Genomic DNA, 22,180 nt, shown 5'->3' on the forward strand with positions numbered 1-22,180 from the left:
GTATTTTTTAATGGTGTTTTTTATAATTTCAGATATTAGTTTATAAAAATAGATAAATTTATGAAAAAGAATGTGGTGTTTGGTTTTCTCGGAAATGTCCTTGATCAACGAGGCAAAGGTAAACGACGATGGCGGCATTGGCGACCAACCATTGCTTTATGTCATCATGCCGATAAACCTATTACTCGTTTAGAGTTACTTTATTATCAAAATGATTATCATCTGCTTTGTGAAATCATTAAAGATATTAAACTGTTATCACCACAGACTGAAGTTCGGCCAATTGTGATAGACATAGCCGATCCGTGGGATTTTGAGCAAGTCTACACTTGCTTATTTGATATTGCCGAAAAATATACCTTCAAACCTGATAAAGAAGAATATTATGTTCACATTACTACTGGGACACACGTTGCGCAGATTTGCTGGTTTTTATTGACTGAATCACGCTACTTTCCCGCCAAATTGCTCCAAATGTCACCGCCACAACCAAAAGATATTAGCGCTAGCAATAATGAATTAAATGATGATGACATATTGGCAATGATTCCTCGTGGCACAATGAATCAGATCGATTTGAATCTACATCGATATGATAAGATCCTAACTCGTTTCCAACACTATGCTAATCAGGCCACCGATCTTTTAAAATCGGGTATTGCCACCCGTAATCAGCAATTTAATCAGCTCATAGCCGAAATAGAACAAGTTGCTAGCCGATCACATGCGCCGATTTTATTGTCTGGGCCAACTGGTGCGGGTAAATCATTTTTAGCTAAACAGATTTATTTGCTCAAACATAATAATCATCAAATTCAAGGGCAATTTGTTGAGATCAACTGTGCAACATTACGCGGTGATGGCGCAATGTCAACCTTGTTTGGCCATGTTAAAGGGGCATTTACTGGTGCCAATATTGCCCGCACCGGATTACTAAAAAGTGCCGATGGTGGCTTACTGTTTTTAGATGAAATTGGTGAATTAGGTCTTGATGAACAAGCAATGCTATTGAAAGCGATAGAAGAAAAACAATTTTATCCATATGGCAGTGACAAACCGATTCAAAGCAATTTTCAATTAATTGCTGGTACCAATAAAGATCTCAAACAGGCTATAGCGCAAGGTGAGTTTCGTGAAGATCTTTTTGCCAGAATTAACCTTTGGAGTTATCAATTACCAGGATTGGCGGAAAGAAAGGAAGATATCGAACCCAATATAGATTTTGAGCTAGCCCGTTATGCCAAAGAATATGGCATTATGCCACGATTCAATCAACAATCCCGTAATGCCTATCTGAAATTTGCCACTTCTCCTCAAGTAAAATGGCAAGGCAATTTTCGTGAACTCAATAGTTCGATTACCCGTATGGCGACATTAGCGCCACAAGCCAATATTACATTACAACAAGTTGAGCAAGAAATCGGCCGTTTACAGCAAAATTGGCAGCAAACAACCAAAAGCTATAACGATTTAATGCCAACTGAAATTGATGAATTTGATCGTTGCCAGTTAGAAAAAGTATTAGAAATATGCCAAAACAGCGCCTCCTTGTCTGAAGCAGGCCGAACACTATTTGCTGTTTCAAGAAGCAAAAAACAGCGCAGTAACGATGCTGATCGTTTAAAAAAATACTTAGCTAAATTTGGCCTGAGTTGGGAAATAATACGTAGTAAGAACGGATGATCTAATAAAAAATGATTTATCCGTTTACATCTTAATAAACTTTGGTCTAGAATACGCCCACTTTCCTGAATAGTGCTGCTGCAGGAAACAGTAATTATCCTCTCAAATTGAGAGGACGGTATTTTATTGTTTTCTAGGTGGCTATTATGTCTACATTTACCCGTTTACAAAAACGTTTATCCCGATGTGGGATCGAAACTCATTTTAATAATGATATCTATACATTTAATAAACAAGATATTACGGCACAAGTACTGTTACCTAATCCGTTACCTTTAGAAGAAAAAGCGGTTGAGCAGTTACTTGATTTTGCATCGGTAACTATGCCCAATAGTGATGGCAAAGTTTGCGCTGCAAGGGCTACGCCAGACTTTCATCCCGGTGCGATTGCACCAGTTGGAAGTATTGTTGCCACGACGCCTGATTTAATTATTCCTGCGGCGATAGGCACCGATATTAATTGTGGGATGCGCCTATTTACTACCGGTTTAAGTCTTAATGAGGTGGATGAACAAAAATCAAGTCTCATTGAACAATTGAAACAGGTGTTATTGCACGATGAGCGCGATGTACCGGTTACCCCCACTTCTTTTCAAGCGCTCTTTGATGAAGGACTTACCGCTTGGTTGAATGCTTTACCGCAACAAGGTTTATGGAATAGTGTCAATTTTGATCGACTAACGCATGAGATTAGCAAAATTTCTGGCAATGATCTTCTTTCAGCCGATAGCCAGTATGCTCCCGAAGCCTTTTTTGAAAAACGGACGATTATTCGTCCGTCAAGTTTAGGCACAGTAGGTTCCGGTAACCATTTTGTTGAATTACAAATTGTTGATGAAATTATTGATCGCCATGTCGCTTATCAATTAGGTTTAAAGAAAGATGCTATTGTGGTGATGATTCATACTGGATCACGTGATGTCGGTTTTTATATTGGCAAGCGTTGGCAAGATAAAGCCAAAGCATTATGGCCGGTTGATCAAAAATATCCTAAATCAGGTCTATTTGCTTTGACCGACAATCATGCTCAAGAGTATTTGCAAGCGATGGGGGTTGCAGTGCGTTATGCTTGGATAAATCGCATTGTGATCACAGAGCTGGTGCGTAAAACCTTTAACACACTCTTTAAGCAAGATGCGAGTCAATTATTGGTCGATATATCACACAATGTCATTTTTCCTGAAAATAGCATGAATATTCATCGTAAAGGCGCAACACCTGCACATTTAGGTGAAATCGCTTTAATACCCGGATCTATGGGCGATTATTCTTATGTTGCAATCGGAAAAGGTCATCCTGATTGGTTATGGTCTTGCTCGCATGGTGCTGGACGAGCAGAAAAAAGGCAAACGATGCGCAGTAAGAAATTGGCTTCAGATAACTCTTTATTGCCATGGCAATGCGTTACTTTGAAACAAGAGCGACTATTTGAGGAAGCGCCTGCTGCATATAAACCTATTACACCCGTCATTCAAGCGCAAGAAAACGCTGGTTTAATCCAAACCGCTGTCAGACTTAAACCTTGGATAACGTTTAAAGTATGATGTAAAAAAGATCTCAGTTTCTCCAAAAAATTGGCATCTCTATAGAGTGAATAAAGATAATGACTGATGTCATTATCCTTATTATATTAGTTTTATCATTTCTGATTTGATCTATTATTTTAATCAATCATCAATACCCCGCCGCTAAACCATCACCACGAGGATCGGTTGCCCCCATTAATCTATGATTATCGGCATCAATTAAAATTGCACCGGCATGCCCCATGGTATCGGTATAATCATCAACAATTTTCACATTATGTCCACGCGATTTAAGAGTATCAATAATATTCTTAGCGACTCGCCCTTCTATTTTAAGATCATTGGATGATGCTCCCCAAGTTCGCCCATGTAACCATCTTGGTGCATTAATGGCATCTTGAGGAGACAAATTAAAATCGACAATTCGCGTGACGATGGCAGCTTGAGTTTGTGGTTGCCCTTCTCCTCCCATAGTGCCATAGACCAGATACGGTGCCCCCTCTTTAAATAACATGGCTGGATTTAAGGTATGAAAGGTTCGTTTATTTGGCTCTAAACGATTAATATGGTTGGGATCGAGTGAAAAAAAGCTCCCTCTGTTTTGCAGCAAAATCCCGGTATCTTTGGCGACAATTCCTGAACCAAAATCATGATAAATACTCTGAATGATAGAAACCGCATTCCCTTGTGCATCAACAACGCCAAACCAAACCGTATCCCCTTTTGGATCTAATGGCTTAATATCGATACGTGCAGTTTGCATATCAATTTGTTTAGCTTGCTGTTGACCATGCTGAGAGGATAATAAGAACTCAAGCGGGATCGGGTTAAAATCAGGATCCGTCAAATATTTATCACGATCAGCAAACGCTTGCTTGGTCGCCTCAATGATTAAATGATAATAATCAGCACTGCCTTCGCCTAATGATTTAACATCAAAATTATTTAATATATTAAGAATCTCTAAAGAAGCCATCCCTTGTGTATTAGGAGGCAAATTATAAGCCGTATACTGCCGATAGTTAACATGAATAGGCGAAACCCATGTTGCTTTATGGTTAGCAAAATCCTCTAAGGTCAACACACCGCCATGACGCTTTAAATCATCAACAATTTTCTCAGCAATATTGCCTCGGTAAAATTCATTGGCGCCATTATTGGCAATGGATTTTAATGAAATTGCTAAATCAGGTTGTTTAAGAATTTCACCAATTTGATAGACCTCACCATTATCTTTTAAAAAGATTTTACTAAATTCATCAAAGCGCTTGAGATCTCGGAACTCCTTATCTTTAGTATCAATATTAACGGTAGACCAATAATTTAAACTCGGTGAAACAGCAAATCCATGTTCAGCATAATTGATTGCCGAATCAAACAACTTATTCCACGGTAAAGAGTTATTCATACTTTTTGATGCATACTGATAAGCTTCATCCCAACCAGAAACCACGCCAGGGACGGTATTAGCAGCTAAATAACCACGCGACGGAATTTTATCTAATCCTTGTTGTTTATAAAATGCAATCGTCGCCAGACTACCAGATCGCCCGCTTGCGTTTAATCCCTTAATTTCTTTGGTTTTTGAGTTATAAATTATCCAAAAATTATCACCGCCAATAGTATTCATTTGTGGATAAACAACCGCTAATGTCGATGCAACCGCAATAGCAGCATCAACCGCATTACCACCTTGATGTAACACATCAAGACCAGCTTGAGTTGCTAAATAATTTGGCGAAGTCACCATAACATGGGTAGTGATTGGATTAAGACATCGAGAAGGCGTCTCACAATATTTGCCTGTTTCTGAAAAAGGCAACGGTTCCGCCTGACACAAGCCACTCACGAGCAACATACTTAATAACAGCTTAACTTTATATTTATTTTCCATTTTAACCATTCCTCATCTATTAATGATAACTAAGGAATGCATTTTTTATGCCAAAAATTATAAACCCAAAACTATTAAGTAAAATTACCATGACATATCAATTCATCACCAAAGACGTGAACTCTATCTTCAAGGGCAATAAATATTAATTAACTTTGCTAAAAACAGCTCAATAACACAGGAGACTATTAAAAAAAATTACAATGAAATGATATAGATTTCTGAATAATTTTAACATGAAATTTCAGGGTAAAAGGGCAAGGGTTATAATTAAATGTTTTAAATTATTTTTCTAAATTATCAAAGTTAGATATTAGCCTATTAATTTCATCAAAACTCATAAAATGGCCCAAAATAAAAGAACTTCCAGCTATTGATAACCATTCAAAAAGTGATTCAATGTTTTTATAATGTTTAACAAGAAGCCATAAATAAAATGCTATTTTTTCTTCACTTTTTAAATCACTTGGATATTTTAATATATTATTACAACATGCATAAAAAACATTATCTGCACCAAAGCTAAATGGACTATTAATTTTAAAATTTTGCTTAGGATTACCTAATACAAATTTGCTCTGTCTTATAGCATTAAATATAAATCTAGATAAAATAGATACGAGAAATTTTGCATACACTTCAAAATTATTACTTATTGCTTGAGGATATTTATTTATTATTTTTACAAGCCAGATATCAGCAAAGTTATCTTGTGATTCTGCTAATAAATAAAAATCATCTAAAGTTAACACATAAGGAATACACTCAGAGGCATGTAGATAAAGGCCTAATTTTTTATGTTGAAAACCTAATGAATTTCCTAATTTAGCAAATAAATTTATTGGGTTATAAATCTTTATATTAGAAGTTTGTAGAGCTTCAATAAATACTTGATCAATACATAATAAGTGGATATCAAGGCTAATGGCTGACAGTATTGTCGAATATGTTCCTTTATCCATAAATTTTTTAAAAAATATTAATTCAGGATGAACATCAACAAGTTTAGGATAAATAATATCAGCTATCTTAATAAGATGTTTCATTTCTATGATCATATCACTAAAATTTTTTATTATATCTTCCGAAGTTGTTCTTGTAAGTTTTCCATTCTTATCAACCCCTGCAGTCAAATATTTTCCTGATTCAATTTTTGCAATCCAATTTTCTAAATATAACTTAGTTTCAATTGTTATTTTTAAATTTAGTCCAGCTTGTTCTATATTTTTTGATAACTGAGTTAAAGTTAAATAACAAATAGTATAAATATCTAAAACTATATCTTTTGCTAACTCATCTCCAACATTAATTAAATTGTGTTTTACATATTTATTATCTGTAAATTGTTCTAAAGCAGCTTGAAAAGGATCTTGAACTTTACCCATAAAATAGGATTTAATGATCATTGGATAGAATGGATTTTTAAAGATTTCAGTTTGTTGGTCATTCTTATCTAACGTTAATTTTTCTTTAAAAAATTCAATCATTTCATTTGGATCATCAGGTACAGTAGAATAACAAAAACAATCACTTCCATCGTTTAATTTATTTCTTAGTTCATGAGCTAACCTTATTGCAGTTTCATACGGGGTCATTCTTTCAAGAATTTCAATGACATTAATAGAATATTTACGACTTTCTCCAATTGATAATTCGTTTAAGAATTTTGCTATTGGTGATGAGGCATCTAGAATCATTTCATGATTTAAATCTGGATTTTCTACGATTAATTTAGTGATGGTTTTATTGTCTAATTTATAAGTTATTCCACATAAACAATTATTGATCTTGTTTGAAACTAATAGTTTATTATCGGGTTCTGAGCTAAGTTCATTATCATTAATACCTAAACTAAGATGAAAATTACTAAGATAAAAAGCTGCTTTATTGGGATCTTGGAGAAACCATGAAACAATAATTTTTTCAGCTTTATTGAAAAGGTTATTTTTAGCCATCAATATTAATAAATTATTGCCTACTTCACTTGGTTCATTAAATAGCTCTAGCGGGATATCGTTCAATATGTTTTCGATTTTTTCTGCTTTTAAACTTATGCTTAAATTGATTAAATATTCCCAAGATGTTAAACATGATTTATTATAACTTAATGCCTCTTTAATTATGTTTACAGCTTCAACAAGATTTCCTTCAAATGAGGTAATTGCTGCTTTAATGATAAAAATATCGTTATTCCAAGTCTTTTTTTCAACTTTATTTAGGAACCGGGATAGTTGTGAATATTGTTGTCCTTCATATAAACTATTTATATAAATATAAATTAATTGAGAATTCCAAAAACTATCCTGAATTGGGATTAACAAGTTAAGTAAACGACTTGATTCATAAGCTAAACCTATATCAAATAATTCTTTAGCAATCTCTAAAATATATTCAGGGTTGAATTCTTTTATTATTTCCGAATATTTATTTATTAATAAATTAAAATCACATCGAATTTCATTAATGTATTGCAAGTCTTTATTATTTGTCACAGATAATGTTTTTAAATAAAAAGAATTGAAATGTGACTCTGTTATATCTTTGGTAGAAAACTCTCCATATTCTTCAAGCCAATTTCTTATTTGTTGTGAAGATGCAAATCGACTTATCAGGAAAACTTCTTTCGGTGAAATCTGTTTTTTTCTTAATACTTTTTCTACTACTTCTTTTTTATAACTTTTATCCTCAAATACTTTTTTGAAGTCTATATCTGATATATCAACCTTTTTAATCACAATATTTTGATCAATACAATGAGCTACAAAATTATCTATTTTTTCAACTTTATTTATATGTTTGCTACATAATGAAAGTAAGTCCTTGTGATCACCTCTTAAATAATGAATCATTGGTGTTGCAATATTAAAAATACGATAATTTCTATTTTTGGATACCTCAAACAAGTGTATTAATTGATTACAAATATCCATTAGTTCACTTCGTACCTCTGCCGAACAGAGCCAATAATGAGTATTACTTATAATCGGATTTAATTTTACTGCTCTTGAGTATAATATTAAAAATTCGCTATTATAAGATTTAAAATTGTGATCTAAAAATTGTGCAACTTGATATGCAAATTCGCCTTCATTATGGCACAATGCTCCATCAATAATACCTTCTAATTCATTTTCTGTTAGAGAAAATTTTTTTGAATTAAAGATTTCTATTAATTCATCTGCATCAGCTAAAAAGTGGTAATAGGATTTTCTAGCATATTCACCAGGATCCTCTTCATTCAGATAACGTTCTTTTGCTGCTGTATCATTATTTTGATGACAACTTAATTTAATGAAAGCTGACAAACAAAGATCTCTAATTAATAAGTTTTTATATTTTGACAGATATCTATTAATTACTGATAAGGCATTATCTATATTTTCTTTTGCAATGAGATCCGCATGTATAGAAAGTGTTTCAATTATTGCAGAACTTTCCTCATCTAGGCAACCAAGTGACTGTAAAGTGGTAAGCTTTATTTTTGCTTCATCAATTTTATAATCCCTTAAATCATTGAGAATTTGTGTGACATTTTTTTGGATACTTTTAGGAGCAATTTCTTGATAAATATTTAAATTTTCAATAGAAATATTTTTATTCCCGCTAATATTATCACCAGTACCTTTATGAATCTGAATTGAATGATTGAATTCATTTTTATCCATTATCTGTTACCATTGATAATTTTATTGCCAATGATATTGTCTCCTGTGCCAGAGTGAATTTGAATATCGATATCAACATTATGGGCTGAAATTTTGCTGAGTAATTCTTTTATTCCATTTGAAGAATTTATCTCTCTTTCTATTGCTTTTTCGCTCATTTCATCATTTAAATTTAATTCTTGCAGCTTGACTGTTAATTTTTCTAAAGTAGTATCATCCATTAACCATTTTTTTAAATTGTTTGCTAATACATCTTTTGTTATTAACATCCCTTTTTTAAATATATCGTAAATAACACCAGATAGTATTGTTGTTGTTATAAATTCCATCTTCAAACCTTTCAATAAATTAAGTTATATTTATATAAAATACTGTATAATTATACAATAAATTTGTCTTTAACAATATGTATAATTCTGTTCTATAGAATTATTAAAAATGATCCTATGAATTTTCTGATAAGAAGAAATAATTTATTTATATCTCCATTAGATATAATTAATGAACAATTTTGAACTAATGGCTTTTTGTATCATAAAAAATACTAACATCTAAACTATCCCACTAAAATTGCAGATAAATCGATACTTTTCTAAAGAGCCTTAATAAACCATCAACGATATTATAAGACGGTATAGACTCCTTAATATTTATTACAAATATAATAATATTATTTTGCTTTGATATGTGGACTATTCGCATTAATATCTAACCAAGTTTGACGATAACGCTGGCGTCGCTTTGCTCGGCAATAGTTAACTAAAAGTGTAAATCCTTGTTCTTCCATCAATGTAAAAAAATAGCGCTGCCATTTAGCTGCGGTATTGGCATTAATGCCTAATTGTTGCTGAATGGTTTTATATGTTTCACCTTGCAGCAATAAATCAATAAACGGCAACCATCGTTCATGGTGAGATAACTTATTAAGTTGATATTTTTTCAGTGGATTAAAGGTTCGCCGACAGGTTTTACAACGAAAATTAAGCCGATGACCAATGCGAATAGTATTCAAAGAGTGGCAATAATCGCAAGGCATGACAGCCGTCTTAAGTAGTCCAGTAAGCCACAACTTAAAAGCCTTAGCTTGCTGAAAAACTTCTGTTGGTTTTGCTTGAGCAAGGTTAAGAATCGCTTGATAAAGATCCGGTTCATATTGTGCTAACAACTGACGGATAACATTATCCCACCGCCGTGCTGCTCGCGCTGAAAGGTGAAACTTATCTGCAATAAAGCTATGTGGTTGATTGCTTAACGTCATCGGTGCGCAATATTTATAAACAATGAAGCTGGTTTAAAACGTCGACATAGAGGCGTTGTCGCTACCAAATCTGGCAATGCTAGCAAAAAACGCTCAGCGGCAAGATGTTGCTCAATAGCTAAAAGAGGATGATATATTATAGCTGATTTTTTTGATGGTATAGACTTGCTAATTATTTAAAAAAGATAACAAATGAAATGTCTAGAACAGTTTATAGGATAAGTATAAATAAAAAATTTTTTGTTATTTTTTATGAAAAATGATAAAATCTATGGCAATGTTTATTCCGCTCAAGAAAAACATTGCCATACTGGTCAAAATTTTAACTAAGTTTAATTTTGAAAGACTTCTTGCATTTTTAATTTTATTCTTCATTTTTTATAATTCCTCTAATGGTAATTTTACTGAATTTATTAAATCAGTATTTGACGCTTTTATTATACCATATTTAATGAAAAAATTAAATAAAAACAATGAATAATGTGTTTTTAAATTGCAATCATCATAATTGCAATTTAAATAATTATTTTTTATGAATATCAATTTCAGTATAATCAGATCCGTTACAGAGATATGTGGTTAATTGAATATTGTTTTTACCTTCTTTAAAATAGAATACACGAAATTCATTTTCATCAACTTTCAAGTATCGAGCACTATTACTGGGAACTTTTTTTATAATTTTGTTATCGCATTTAAAATAATTCATTGTGTCAGCAATGTATGTTTCTTCAATAATAGTATTAATAATACTATTATGATGATAAGTAATTAATTGACTCGGTAATATAACACTTATGAAAATAAGAATATAAGTTAAAAATGGTAATTTATATAAAAGTTTTCTATTTTTTGCTAAATCAGCCCAAAATATAATAATTAGCAGTAAAAACATACTTATTAATGTAATAAAGTAATACCAATATACTCCATGTGTTATAGTCGGAATTTGTTCTGGGGGAACTGATATTATTTGTGTGACGAAAGAACGCCCTAAATTTTTACTTAAGAAATCAAAGAATGTATATATAATAATTAAAATACTACCTTTAATTGTTACAGCCAAACTAATGATTTTTTTACGATCTATATAATTTGCTGTTATAAGGATAGCTGTAAAACATTGACATATAAAAAAAATAAAACTAACTCGCCATTCGAATTTTAATAAGAATGTAATAAAAGCTAAAGTACCAAATAGTGTTCCCCAGCCAGATAGAAAAAATATTTTATGTAAATTTTTTTTTGATTTTTTTGGTAGTAAAAAAATAAATTTAAGCCATCTAATAGTTAATTGCTTTTGTTGATAGCTTGCAAAACCAACATAATAAATTATCAGCATCATAATCACTGATATAATAGAAACTATAAATGTACAAATATCCAATTGCATTTTATTAATAAAAAGAAAAATTATACCGACAACATAAAATAGTAATAACACGATAAACAAAACAGGATATTTCTTAATATTATTCTTCAATTTGTAAAAAAAATTCATTGTTTTCCTTTTATTTTATTTTTTTCATTGTGTAAAACCACAAATATCTTATTTTCTTGTTACAAATTTTGATATATTTCTTATTAGTTCAATTAATGACATCTAAGCATAGATTAAAATATGCCAAATTTGATAAGTCGATGAGATAATTATCAAACCGACTAAGCATAACAAACGCTATTGAAGATAATTAAATTCAAAGCATTTAAAATAAAAAAACAGATTTATTCCACTTTTTGCCATTCACTAGCACTACAGATAAGTTTGGCTTTTATGGCTTGGTTTTTATCATTTGCATAAAGTGCCCAACAACTTTTCATCGATGGATCGAGTTTCTTTATCAATTGGACTTCATCGTGATTATAGCTACAACTAACGTAGCTGCCACCTTCGTCATAGACAGAATTAACTTGCCAAGTGAGGTCATGTTTTTGGCCATCGATAATCCCAATTTCAGGCTTTAATTGGAATAATTTAACCGGTTCATCGGAATAAACACCTATACCACTGAGTAACAGGTGGCGATCTTTTTTATCGGAAACTTGCCAGCCTTCGGGAATATTTTCCAGCTCGGGATTGTCGGATTTAATGTTGATTCTGGCCGGGCAATCAATTTCGTCAGCATTGGCTATACTTATAGCTGCAAACCAAACCATTGCCACTAAACTTATACTGAATATCTTGCCTCGCATATCATCAATCCTATTTAAATTGTATCTTACTTATTGTTAAGATTTTTAATTATAGCAATAATTTAAATCAAGTTAGCTGATTATTCAAATTCTGTTTTTATCAGAATTGTGTTGCGCGATACTGTAAATTAGGTTGTTTAATCCACTCTTGAGCATCAATGATTGCCAGTTCTCTGGCATCCTTCTGTTTTGTCACCGCCAGTACATGATTAGCTGCATTAGCGGCTAACTCAAAGGCATTTAGTTGTGATTTGCCATTAACTAAGTGGGCCGTAAATAAACTACAAATTAAGTCCCCAACACCTAATGGGCGATAAGGGAAGTCATATAGTGGTCGTGCAAGGTGATAGTTTTGCGACTTGGTGGCCAAAATCATCTCAAACAACTCTGTGGTTTTGCCTGCATGAACTAGATTTTTGACTAATACCGCTTGGATAGGTTGATTTTGTAGTTTTTTGATTGCTGTTTGTACATCGTCAAACGTCTTAATTTCGATATTCGATAATAATTGCAGTTCTAATAAATTGGGGGTGATATAGTCTGCGTGTTTGATGGCTTGTTTAGTGAAGAAATCAATAATATTTTGCGGCAATGAGCTACCTTTATAGATATCACCGCCCATAACCGGGTCGCAAACATAAATGGCATTCGGGTTATAGTATTTAATTTTTTTTACCGCTTCGAGGATCTCTTCGCCCTGTTCGGCAAGGCCGATGTAACCCGATATGACAGCATCAATTGATTTTAGAACGCCAATTTTTTCTAAGCTGTTTACTATTCGAGTAATTTGTTGAGCGCCCAGTACAATACCATCGTAATCAGGATAAACCGTATTACTCGATAGTTGTACTGTGTGGATCGGCATAACTTCAACGCCTTGTAATTGCATGGCCAATGTGGCAACTTTGTTGCCAGCATAACCATAAACAACATTAGATTGAATTGATAGAACGGTTTTCATAAATAGTCGCCTTTTTATTCATCATAATAGTGATAGCCACTTAATAGATAGATGCTGATAATGGATAGCATTGCTAAACCGCAATAAAATAAGGCTAATGGTAACCAATTAGTTCCGTGTTCATAAATAATATATCCACCCAACAATGGAATTAAGCTACCAAAAATGGCTGCGCAAGCTTGATAGCTCATGGATAAGCCGGTATAGCGAATTCTGGCTGGAAAAACTCGGCTTAAATAACCAGCTATTACCCCATAGAAACCACTGTAACAAAGTACATTTAATGAAATACCAATAATAAAGCTAGTTTTTGTTCCTGCCTGAATAATTGGAAACAACAGAAAGACTGACGCCATAGCGAATACCGCCGAGACAATTAAAAAGCGTGTTGCTGAGAACTTTTCTGAAAAGTAAGAGATAAATGGTTGCGCAATAAAGTGTACCATCGCAATCCAAAATAGTGCATCAACGATGACCTTTTTTTCAATACCAAGCGCCATAGTAGTATACCCAATCATTAGCGTATTAGAAAAAATACCACTAAATGACAGTACATTGGCGCATATGGCTAATATCAGTATTGGCGTTGCCTGTTTAAACACCTCAATAATTGGTACCGACTCTTTTTGTTTCAGGCTAGCTTGCTTTTTAGCTGATTCAATAAATACGGGTGACTCGGTTAAGGTAATTCTGGCAATGATACCAACAATTAATAGAACAAAACTGGCTAAAAACGGGATACGCCAATAACCACTATCAATAAGTTTATCAGTAGGCAAGCTAATGATATAAGAAAAAACCAGTAATGCGAGGATATTACCTGCCGGGCTACCCCACTGAGCAAATGATGAGAAAAAGTTTTTCAAGCCTTTCGGCGCATGCTCATTGGCCATTAATACCGCACCACCCCATTCACCACCGACAGCAATACCTTGTAATATTCGTAAGCCAACTAACAGTATTGGTGCGGTGATCCCCGCTTGTGGATAAGAGGGTAACAAGCCAACACACGTTGTAGCAATGCCCATTAACAGCAAGGTAATAATTAACGATTTTTTACGCCCCAAACGGTCGCCAATATGGCCAAAAATGATTGCGCCTAATGGTCGAGATAAAAAACCAACGGCAAAAGTGGCAAAAGCCCCTAAAACTTGCAAAAATGGATTATCATAAGGGAAGAAGAGCTGACCAAAAAATAATACTGATGCTAACGCATAGATATAAAAATCATACCACTCAATAGTAGTACCAATAAAAGCAGCAAAAGCAACTTTTTTAGCAGATGAATTGGGCATAGTTAGACCTTGGCGGAGCCGATGATGAATGTAGTTAGTTGAAACAGAGAAACTAACACAAAACCATTAATATCACAATTTGTAATCTGATAAGAGAGGGAAAATTATCTAAAAAGCCAAAGTATTAAAACACTAAAGTATTAAAAAACTAAAGTATTAAACCACAATGTCAGCTTTATAAAAATAGTTCGATGAATTAGTAAAACTCTATGTTTTATTCAATTATATATATTATGCTTAAAATAATTGAATTAGCTACTAGCAATGACTTAATTTTTTATTAAAAATTAGCTATTGCTAGTAATTTACTTGGCGATTATTATTCAATAATAAATTCTTCTAAAGGTGGATATTTTCTGATAACGCCTTCTAACGCCTTATTGTTACTTAGGATAAGTTGGTTGTTTTCCAATAATTCAATAGCTGGTTTAAATAATATATCTTCAATATTATCGGAATTGATCTTCATTAGCTCAACACTATAAGTCCAACAATTGTTAGGAAGCTTATCGTAAAGAAGAGATAAGACACATTTATTTTCATCATCAATAAAAATAAATTTACCAGCTTCTTCGTCTTCATCAAAATATTCACTTTCACTTACTGGGTATCTAAAATATGAATCTCGATGTACCATACTTTCCCAAAAAATAATATGAATTAATGGAAATGGCTCTTCACTTATTGATTTATCAAAAACCGTTTCGCCACTAAAACATAATTGAAAGTTCAAATAGCCATAAGGTTCTGTTCCTGTTTTGGCATTTATCTTTGAAATCGGAACACTTAAGCTAATCCACTCACAAAACCAACCGTTGTTAAACTTTTTTGTTGTGTATTTTGTCGAATCTATTTTGTATTGCTTAGCATTTTTATCAAAATAGGCTTTGATTTTATCTGAAATAGTACTTTTTAACACCTCGACTTCTTCAGTGAATCTTTTGTACTCATTTAATGCATTGGTAATTGCTATACCTTGTTCGCGCATAATATTATTTTCCATTGTTGACCACTCCAATTAAATGTTAGATGAAGATACATCAGTTCCAATATTGCGAAAATGATAATTAATTTTTAAGTCAGGATCTATGTTGAGGTTTAGATTGGTGAAAGCGTTAAATGTTCTGAGATCTAAACAATCCAAAAAGCTGATTAAATCATCCCCAATATTTCGAAAATGATAATTAATTTTTAAGTCAGAATCTATGTTGAGTTTTAGATGAGAGAAAGAATCAAATTCTCTAAAATCTAAACAACCCAAAAAGCTGATTAAATCATCTAAATAATGCTGTAATTTTGGATTATGACTTTGATGCTTAATTTCTTTTATTTTATGTAAAAAATTTAACCACGTTAAACTTTTCCAATTCTTATTTTTACTGGCTTTAATAGCATTAAACGTATCAACATAATTAGCTAAATAGATTAAATAAGATGTTGCATCCTCTTCTGGCGATTTAAAAAACTGCCACTCTCTTTCTATTTGATCTTCTGAAAAAGAATAAGTGCCCCATTTTAACTCAAATATATAAGTTTCCTTTTTGTCATTCACTTTGAAATTGAAGACAATATCAGGTTCAGTTCTTCTACACTCATTATTAAAAGTATCTATTTTAGATGGCCAAAAATCAATATTAGCTTTTATCTGTAACTTGCTATCATCAATTAAATTAGTCTGAATTCCAGCGATAGATGTAATGAAAAAATGAATTTCTTTAGCTTCAAAATAACGTAGTGGACCAAATATTGTGGAGGTAATGATATCTTCTCGAGGTATTCTAATATTATTTTGCTCTTTTAAAAGATAATGGCATTTTTTCTTAATAACTGCATGTAACACTTTCCAACTCCTTAATATTTTCAAACTATCAATAATAGTTCTTCCTGAAATTAGTTAGTAACACCGTTCGATAAATTAATCATAAATATCATGGTATTAATCAACTACAATATTTATTTTAATTGTAGTGATTATACATCGTATTACATAGAATCATAGGGATTTGTTAACTATATTATTTACCGTTAATATGGTTAAGGTTTAATCTAATTATATCCATTACCAATAACGACGTTAGTACTATCAATGCATGTTAACTGGTTAGGTTGGCAAATAGTGTTATTTTATTAAGATAACTATATTATTTAGATTACAAGTTATGATCATACGCCATTTTGAAATCCAATTTTGCCATATTGGTAAGGCTAATCAATTAAAAGCAATTTTTAGTAAAACAGTTAGCTATAAATAATTGAGAACTAAATGATCTCTCAAGATTTTTTTAGAATCAAAGAAGAGAAAATTATCTTATTAGGATTGCTTACCTAGTTATTATCCGTTTAGATATACTGCTAAGACTAATTATTTAGTATTGCGTATTAGTCTATTAATATGGATCCCCAAATAGACCACCTCATCATCGGATATTGAATAATGATAAGTTTGATCGATGTACTGTTTTACTTTCTCTGCAATATGCATCGCATAAGGATAAAGCGAGGATATTTGTTGATAAAGATCGTTATTATCTTCTTGTAATTGATTATTGGCATAAAATCGTTCTACAAAAAATTTAATATGGGTAATAAAACGGCTATAGTGAATTGATGAGGTATCTATTGGCACGCCGACGGAATACTTCACCAAATTCACTATCGAATTTATCATTTTGGCATATTGAAATGCGTTAAGATTTTGCGTGCTGGTGGTTTGAGCGTTAATCAGATGAAATGCGATATTACTCGCTTCTTCTTCGGGAAAAGCGAGATCATATCTGGCATTGAGTAACTCAATAGCTTGCTTAGCAATATTAAACTCTTGTGGATAATAATTTTTTATTTCCCAATATAGTTTGTTGGGGATGAACAGACCCTGTTTAACTCTTTCGACCGCAAAGTAAATATGATCTGTTAGGGTTAAATAAATATTATTATTCAGTTTTCTGTTTAAGTCATTTTCAGCTAATGTGATGATTTCTTTGGTTATCTGAAAAAATTGAAAAGGCACTTCCTTGACTAAATCGGTGATATAAGCAAGCTTGACATTATTCTCTAAAAAGATTTTATCGACTCGCTCATCATCAATAGTATCACCTGGTTTTTTACCAAAACCAATGCCTTTGCCTAATACAATTTTCTCGATACCCTCTTCTTCGACTAAAACGACACTAGAATTTAGTACTTTCACCACCAAAATCATTATTCACACTCCAGCTATTTGTCGTAAATAGCTTTACCATTGGTTTCAATCACTTTTTTATACCAATAAAATGATTCCTTTTTATATCTAGCTAAGGTGCCATTACCTTCATCATCTTGATCGACATAAATAAAACCATATCGTTTCGACATTTGCGATGTACTGGCGCTGACTAAATCTATTGGTGCCCAACTGGTATAAGCAATTAACTCCACGCCCTCATCAATGGCTTCTTTCATTTGTTTAAAATGTTCTTTAAAGTATTCGATTCGATAATGGTCATGAACGGTACCACCCTCTAACTTATCAACCGCGCCGATACCATTTTCGACGATCATCATTGGAATATTATAGCGGTCATAGAGTTCAATTAGCGAAATTTTTAACCCTTTAGGATCGATTTGCCAGCCCCATTCAGTGGATTTTAAATAAGGATTTTTAACGCCGATAATCGTATTACCGGGTATGCGATCAGCATCAGGATTTGTCGATTCAGCTTTTGACATATAGTAGCTAAAAGATAAGAAATCGACGGTATTTTGTTTAAGAAGTTGCTTATCGCCCTCTTCAAACTTAATATCAATTCCTTTTTGTTTTAAATTAGCCAATGTAAGTTTAGGATATTCGCCTTTAATTTGTACATCGGCGTAAAAATAATTGTCTAAGGTTTTTTGCAACGCCAATTCCACATCCTCAGGCTTACAGGTCAATGGATAAGTGGTTAATTTAGTGAGCATACAGCCTATTTTACAATCTGCAATTTTTTCACGGGCGATTTTGGTAACCAGTGCACTTGCTACAAATTGATGATGTAACGCTTGATAGATATCTTGTTCAAGCTGCCCGTCTTTACATTTATCCGGAATAATTCCGGCTGTAGTAAACGGGTGTCGATAAATACTATCTATTTCATTAAAGGTTAACCAATATTTTACATAAGCGCCAAACTGGTCAAAACAAACGGTAGAAAAACGGACAAAATCATCAATCACTGAACGTTTTACCCAACCATTATATTTAATACTTAATGCTACTGGCATTTCATAATGCGATAAGGTGACAATAGGTTCTATTGCAAGTCGTTTCATCTCTTTAAAAACATTTTTATAAAACTCAACGCCTTCAGGATTTGGTGTAAGTTCCTCACCAGTAGGAAACAGTCTGGTCCAAGCAATTGATAAGCGTAATGTCTTAAATCCCATTTCAGCAAAAAGTGCTAAATCTTCTTTATAGCGATGATAAAAATCAATACCTCGTCGTTTTGGGTAATTTTTATCAGAAGGATCGCTTATCGCTGCCATTACTCCTTCACTGGTTACCGCCATATGAGCAACATAATCTTTGACATCGAGATTTGGTTTATAGGTTGCTATATCTGCAACAGAAATTCCTTTGCCGTCAATATTCCATGCGCCTTCGATTTGATTGGCGGCTATCGCTCCGCCCCATAAGAAATTATCTGGAAATGCTAAATTTTTCATTGGTTACTCTCCTTAGCTTAATACCTTTGGCTTAATTTCTAAAATAGTATCGTCGTTAGTGACCTGTTTATTTTCATTAAAAGTAGAAATAGTATAGTCTTCTGGATTGGTGACTAAAAATATTACAGTAGGATCTAGTTGTTTATTTTTAATGATGTTGATATCAAATTTAATTAAATCATCACCAATATCGACAATATCGCCAACATTAACCAGTGTCTCAAAGCCATCTCCATTGAGTTGTACCGTATCGATTCCTATATGAAAAAGCAGATCAGCACCATTGTTTAATTTAATACTCAATGCATGTTTAGTATGGAATATCATAGCGATAACCCCTTTACATGGTGATTTTAAAACGCCATCATTGGGAATAATACCGATACCTTGACCAACAATACCAGTAGAGAAAACATTATCGTTAATTTCCGTCATTGCTATCACTTTACCCTTAATCGGACTTCTAATTTGGATAACTTCATCTTTAGTTATATTTTTAGTATTGTTATTTATCTTTTCATCATCAATCTCAACACTATCTTTGAATAGTATGGCGGAAAGAATAAATGCCACTAAAAACGATATCCCTAAAGTCACAAATGCCCAGACTATGTTCATCGCATTGTCTTTATCAATGTACATGGTCATACTGGCTAAACCTGGACCTACCAGAACAAATGCTTTTAATAAAATAATGCCAGCAAAAGCGCCACCAATTAAACCAGCGGTCATCACGCTATAAAGAATTTTTTTATTTACAATTGTCACACCATATAACGCAGGTTCGGTAATACCAAAAAGGGCGGATAATCCGGCAGATAAAGCAATCGATTTTAATTTACTATTTTTAGTTTTAATACTTACGCCAAAACAAGCACCTGACTCGGCAATATTATGTGCTAAAGAAGCCGGCATATATAACATTTCACATCCAGTTTTACCCATTGCATCAATGGCATAAGGCAGCATTGCTTTATGCATGCCGGCAACAACCATAAATGGGAGTACCGCGGCTAATAATCCGGTGGTAATCCATGAAAAATGGGTATAAAAAAATATAATAAATTTAGAAAATATCACACCGGCGTTGTAGCCAAGGGGACCAAGTAACAGTAGTGAGACCGGTACTGTTATGATTAAACTCATCATTGGCACAAAGAACAGACGAATAACTTTAAATGAATATTTCGTGAAAAATTTTTCAACAACAGAATAAAAAAGGATGGTTAAAATGGCTGGAAATATTTGAAACGCATAATTGATATTCTCTAAAGGCAGAGAGAAGAGGCTGCTGTCTTTTTGTAGCAGAGCCACCATATCAGGAAGGATTAACGCACTTACCGCGGATGCCGCTACTAATGGATTCGCTTTTAGTTTATTTGCCGTGGTAAATGCGACCAGTATCGGTAAAAAATATAAGGGCGCACTACCAATTAATTGCAAAATTTTATAGTTCGATCCATTCTCATCAATCAATCCGAGCATGGCAAACAGTATTACAAAAGATTTCAACAGACCACCGCCAGCAATTGCAGGAATTAATGGTTGAAAAATTGAAACAAGAAAATCGAGTAAAATAGCACTTATTTTTTTCTTGCTATTAGGCTGATGGTTAACGCTATTTTCGTTAATGTTGCCAATTAATTTAATTATTTCGTTATAAACTTCAAACACATCATTACCAATAATTATTTGGCATTGAACGTTTTGCCGTACGCCTATAACACCCTCAATTTTTTCTAAAGCCGGAATATTAATCAGGTTATCATCTTTTAAGGTAAATCTTAGCCTTGTTGCACAATGTTCTAAATGCGCGATGTTACTTTTGCCACCAATATTATCTAGAATGGTTTCTGCTATTTTTTGATAATCCATTACTATCTCCTATTGCTCTTGTTAGTGGTAAAAAAAAAGCAGAACCTAATAAAATGCTGTTTTACCTACGCAATTTATTAAGGTCCTGCCTGCTCTACCAGTCACATGCCTGTTTAATAGCATACAAACATACAATAGGTGCTGAGTCAATTTTCATTTAGAAGAACTGTGAACTAGATCTCAATCACTACCGCAGAATAATAGTTAAGTTAACTAAGTGTTATCATTTATTAAGATATAAAGTGAATAAAATGCCAAAGAATAACTTTTAGAGTTAAAAATAAAGGACAGAATATTAAAGATAGAATCTGTCCATTTTAAGTTTTGATTTTAATTAAGAATCTTGGTTGCTTAGCGATTAATATATAGGTTCCGGTAAAGGGTATTCAACACCGTTATAATATAATATATATTCTCTTTTTGTTGATTCAGTGATTTCTTCAACACATTCCCCTTCGCTATTTACTTTAATGATACCCTTTTGCTCTTTATCAGAAACAATCAGATCTTTAAAATTATTGGTGCTACTGTTTCCTAATAATAAAACAGCATCATTGTTATGAAATTCACCTTTACAATTATACATTTCACCACCAGATGTTTTTAACACTAACTGATTAACAATGCGATTTAATTTTTCATTTTGCTGTACATAGAGGTTAATTTGTTGTTCATAAAAAGGGTAGACGCTAGAGCTACCGCGAAAACCAACCCGCACTCCAAAAGCTCGGGATTCATTATTGAGTTGATAACGAGCAGTATCGATTCCAAAACCAACTAATTGAATAGCATCACTCACAAACGCATCGGGTTCCCAATTATGAGCAATTACTTCACCACTTTGTGTATCAATAAGTAATACATCAAGATCATAAAAAATAGAATCATCTGATCCACGAGGAAACGGTAAAACCACAATTGTTTTACTTTCATCAGCAGGCCATATTTTACAAACCGGCATATCACTTTCACGAGAAGAGTGGTATTTTTCAAGTAATTGATCAATCCATTTTTCACAATCAGCACTACTTACCATAGGCAAACAAAGCGTAATCAGTAGTAGTAATTTTTTTATGTTTTTCATTGGGGGGATCCTTAATTTTATATCAACTGATTTTAAGTTATTCCATTAACCTTTATTTTTATCAAG

Annotated in this window: 17 protein-coding genes; 2 read left to right on the plus strand and 15 right to left on the minus strand. The window is 32.8% G+C overall.

Translation table 11 applies throughout. The features are described from left to right. The first annotated feature begins 60 nt into the window (after positions 1–60). Positions 61–1,683 carry an RNA repair transcriptional activator RtcR gene (gene rtcR, locus AC5LXV_RS02125; RefSeq protein WP_493467258.1) on the plus strand — a complete coding sequence of 541 codons (1,623 nt, stop codon included), beginning with the start codon at positions 61–63 and terminating at the stop codon, positions 1,681–1,683. Between the two features lie 146 nt (positions 1,684–1,829). Then, on the plus strand, positions 1,830–3,227 hold the full coding sequence (locus AC5LXV_RS02130; protein WP_493467259.1) for an RtcB family protein: 1,398 nt from the start codon (positions 1,830–1,832) through the stop codon (positions 3,225–3,227). 130 nt (positions 3,228–3,357) lie between these two features. Here the strand turns inward: AC5LXV_RS02130 and ggt are convergent, their stop codons facing one another. The 15 genes from ggt to AC5LXV_RS02205 form a co-directional block, all read right to left on the minus strand. After that, a complete protein-coding gene (gene ggt, locus AC5LXV_RS02135; RefSeq protein WP_493467260.1) occupies positions 3,358–5,103 on the minus strand; it encodes a gamma-glutamyltransferase in 1,746 nt (581 codons plus the stop codon). 284 nt (positions 5,104–5,387) lie between these two features. Next, positions 5,388–8,768, minus strand: coding sequence for a tetratricopeptide repeat protein (locus tag AC5LXV_RS02140; protein WP_493467261.1), 3,381 nt, complete (start codon positions 8,766–8,768; stop codon positions 5,388–5,390). Further along, complete coding sequence (gene gapS6a, locus AC5LXV_RS02145) at positions 8,768–9,097, minus strand: GapS6a family protein (RefSeq protein WP_144190112.1); 330 nt, start codon at positions 9,095–9,097, stop codon at positions 8,768–8,770. Before gapS6a ends, AC5LXV_RS02140 begins: the two co-directional genes overlap by 1 nt. A 341-nt stretch (positions 9,098–9,438) precedes the next feature. After that, entirely contained in the window at positions 9,439–10,026 is a 588-nt protein-coding gene (locus tag AC5LXV_RS02150) for a transposase (protein ID WP_493467262.1), read from the minus strand. A 243-nt stretch (positions 10,027–10,269) separates the two neighbouring features. After that, a complete protein-coding gene (locus AC5LXV_RS02155; RefSeq protein WP_493467263.1) occupies positions 10,270–10,401 on the minus strand; it encodes a hypothetical protein in 132 nt (43 codons plus the stop codon). Positions 10,402–10,549: 148 nt separating this feature from the next. After that, on the minus strand, positions 10,550–11,527 hold the full coding sequence (locus AC5LXV_RS02160; protein ID WP_493467264.1) for a hypothetical protein: 978 nt from the start codon (positions 11,525–11,527) through the stop codon (positions 10,550–10,552). Positions 11,528–11,751: 224 nt separating this feature from the next. Further along, on the minus strand, positions 11,752–12,219 hold the full coding sequence (locus AC5LXV_RS02165) for an STY0301 family protein (RefSeq protein ID WP_493467265.1): 468 nt from the start codon (positions 12,217–12,219) through the stop codon (positions 11,752–11,754). A gap of 100 nt (positions 12,220–12,319) precedes the next feature. After that, positions 12,320–13,180 carry a pyridoxal kinase PdxY gene (gene pdxY / locus AC5LXV_RS02170; RefSeq protein ID WP_110434858.1) on the minus strand — a complete coding sequence of 287 codons (861 nt, stop codon included), beginning with the start codon at positions 13,178–13,180 and terminating at the stop codon, positions 12,320–12,322. Positions 13,181–13,194: 14 nt separating this feature from the next. Next, on the minus strand, positions 13,195–14,475 hold the full coding sequence (locus AC5LXV_RS02175; protein ID WP_110424573.1) for an MFS transporter: 1,281 nt from the start codon (positions 14,473–14,475) through the stop codon (positions 13,195–13,197). A 319-nt stretch (positions 14,476–14,794) separates the two neighbouring features. Then, complete coding sequence (locus AC5LXV_RS02180) at positions 14,795–15,478, minus strand: hypothetical protein (RefSeq protein WP_493467266.1); 684 nt, start codon at positions 15,476–15,478, stop codon at positions 14,795–14,797. A gap of 15 nt (positions 15,479–15,493) precedes the next feature. Continuing rightward, positions 15,494–16,315 carry a hypothetical protein gene (locus AC5LXV_RS02185; protein ID WP_493467267.1) on the minus strand — a complete coding sequence of 274 codons (822 nt, stop codon included), beginning with the start codon at positions 16,313–16,315 and terminating at the stop codon, positions 15,494–15,496. 522 nt (positions 16,316–16,837) lie between these two features. Next, the gene (gene licT, locus AC5LXV_RS02190) at positions 16,838–17,674 is read right to left on the minus strand and encodes a BglG family transcription antiterminator LicT (RefSeq protein WP_493467268.1); all 837 of its coding nucleotides are present in this window, start codon (positions 17,672–17,674) and stop codon (positions 16,838–16,840) included. A gap of 14 nt (positions 17,675–17,688) precedes the next feature. Continuing rightward, positions 17,689–19,155, minus strand: coding sequence for a glycoside hydrolase family 1 protein (locus AC5LXV_RS02195; protein WP_493467269.1), 1,467 nt, complete (start codon positions 19,153–19,155; stop codon positions 17,689–17,691). A 12-nt stretch (positions 19,156–19,167) separates the two neighbouring features. Continuing rightward, positions 19,168–21,030: a beta-glucoside-specific PTS transporter subunit IIABC gene (locus AC5LXV_RS02200; RefSeq protein WP_493467270.1), complete on the minus strand. Its 1,863-nt coding sequence runs from the start codon at positions 21,028–21,030 to the stop codon at positions 19,168–19,170. A gap of 358 nt (positions 21,031–21,388) precedes the next feature. Further along, complete coding sequence (locus AC5LXV_RS02205) at positions 21,389–22,114, minus strand: PA3715 family protein (RefSeq protein ID WP_110434851.1); 726 nt, start codon at positions 22,112–22,114, stop codon at positions 21,389–21,391. Positions 22,115–22,180 lie beyond the last annotated feature (66 nt).

The organism is Gilliamella sp. LMG 34359 (assembly GCF_984569085.1).

Bases quoted from the DNA above. Each gene is read 5' to 3' on its own strand.
- rtcR (WP_493467258.1), top strand. From the start codon at position 61: ATGAAAAAGAATGTGGTGTTTGGTTTTCTCGGAAATGTCCTTGATCAA.
- AC5LXV_RS02130 (WP_493467259.1), top strand. From the start codon at position 1,830: ATGTCTACATTTACCCGTTTACAAAAACGTTTATCCCGATGTGGGATC.
- ggt (WP_493467260.1), bottom strand. From the start codon at position 5,103: ATGGAAAATAAATATAAAGTTAAGCTGTTATTAAGTATGTTGCTCGTG.
- AC5LXV_RS02140 (WP_493467261.1), bottom strand. From the start codon at position 8,768: ATGGATAAAAATGAATTCAATCATTCAATTCAGATTCATAAAGGTACT.
- gapS6a (WP_144190112.1), bottom strand. From the start codon at position 9,097: ATGGAATTTATAACAACAACAATACTATCTGGTGTTATTTACGATATA.
- AC5LXV_RS02150 (WP_493467262.1), bottom strand. From the start codon at position 10,026: ATGACGTTAAGCAATCAACCACATAGCTTTATTGCAGATAAGTTTCAC.
- AC5LXV_RS02155 (WP_493467263.1), bottom strand. From the start codon at position 10,401: ATGAAGAATAAAATTAAAAATGCAAGAAGTCTTTCAAAATTAAACTTA.
- AC5LXV_RS02160 (WP_493467264.1), bottom strand. From the start codon at position 11,527: ATGAATTTTTTTTACAAATTGAAGAATAATATTAAGAAATATCCTGTT.
- AC5LXV_RS02165 (WP_493467265.1), bottom strand. From the start codon at position 12,219: ATGCGAGGCAAGATATTCAGTATAAGTTTAGTGGCAATGGTTTGGTTT.
- pdxY (WP_110434858.1), bottom strand. From the start codon at position 13,180: ATGAAAACCGTTCTATCAATTCAATCTAATGTTGTTTATGGTTATGCT.
- AC5LXV_RS02175 (WP_110424573.1), bottom strand. From the start codon at position 14,475: ATGCCCAATTCATCTGCTAAAAAAGTTGCTTTTGCTGCTTTTATTGGT.
- AC5LXV_RS02180 (WP_493467266.1), bottom strand. From the start codon at position 15,478: ATGGAAAATAATATTATGCGCGAACAAGGTATAGCAATTACCAATGCA.
- licT (WP_493467268.1), bottom strand. From the start codon at position 17,674: ATGATTTTGGTGGTGAAAGTACTAAATTCTAGTGTCGTTTTAGTCGAA.
- AC5LXV_RS02195 (WP_493467269.1), bottom strand. From the start codon at position 19,155: ATGAAAAATTTAGCATTTCCAGATAATTTCTTATGGGGCGGAGCGATA.
- AC5LXV_RS02200 (WP_493467270.1), bottom strand. From the start codon at position 21,030: ATGGATTATCAAAAAATAGCAGAAACCATTCTAGATAATATTGGTGGC.
- AC5LXV_RS02205 (WP_110434851.1), bottom strand. From the start codon at position 22,114: ATGAAAAACATAAAAAAATTACTACTACTGATTACGCTTTGTTTGCCT.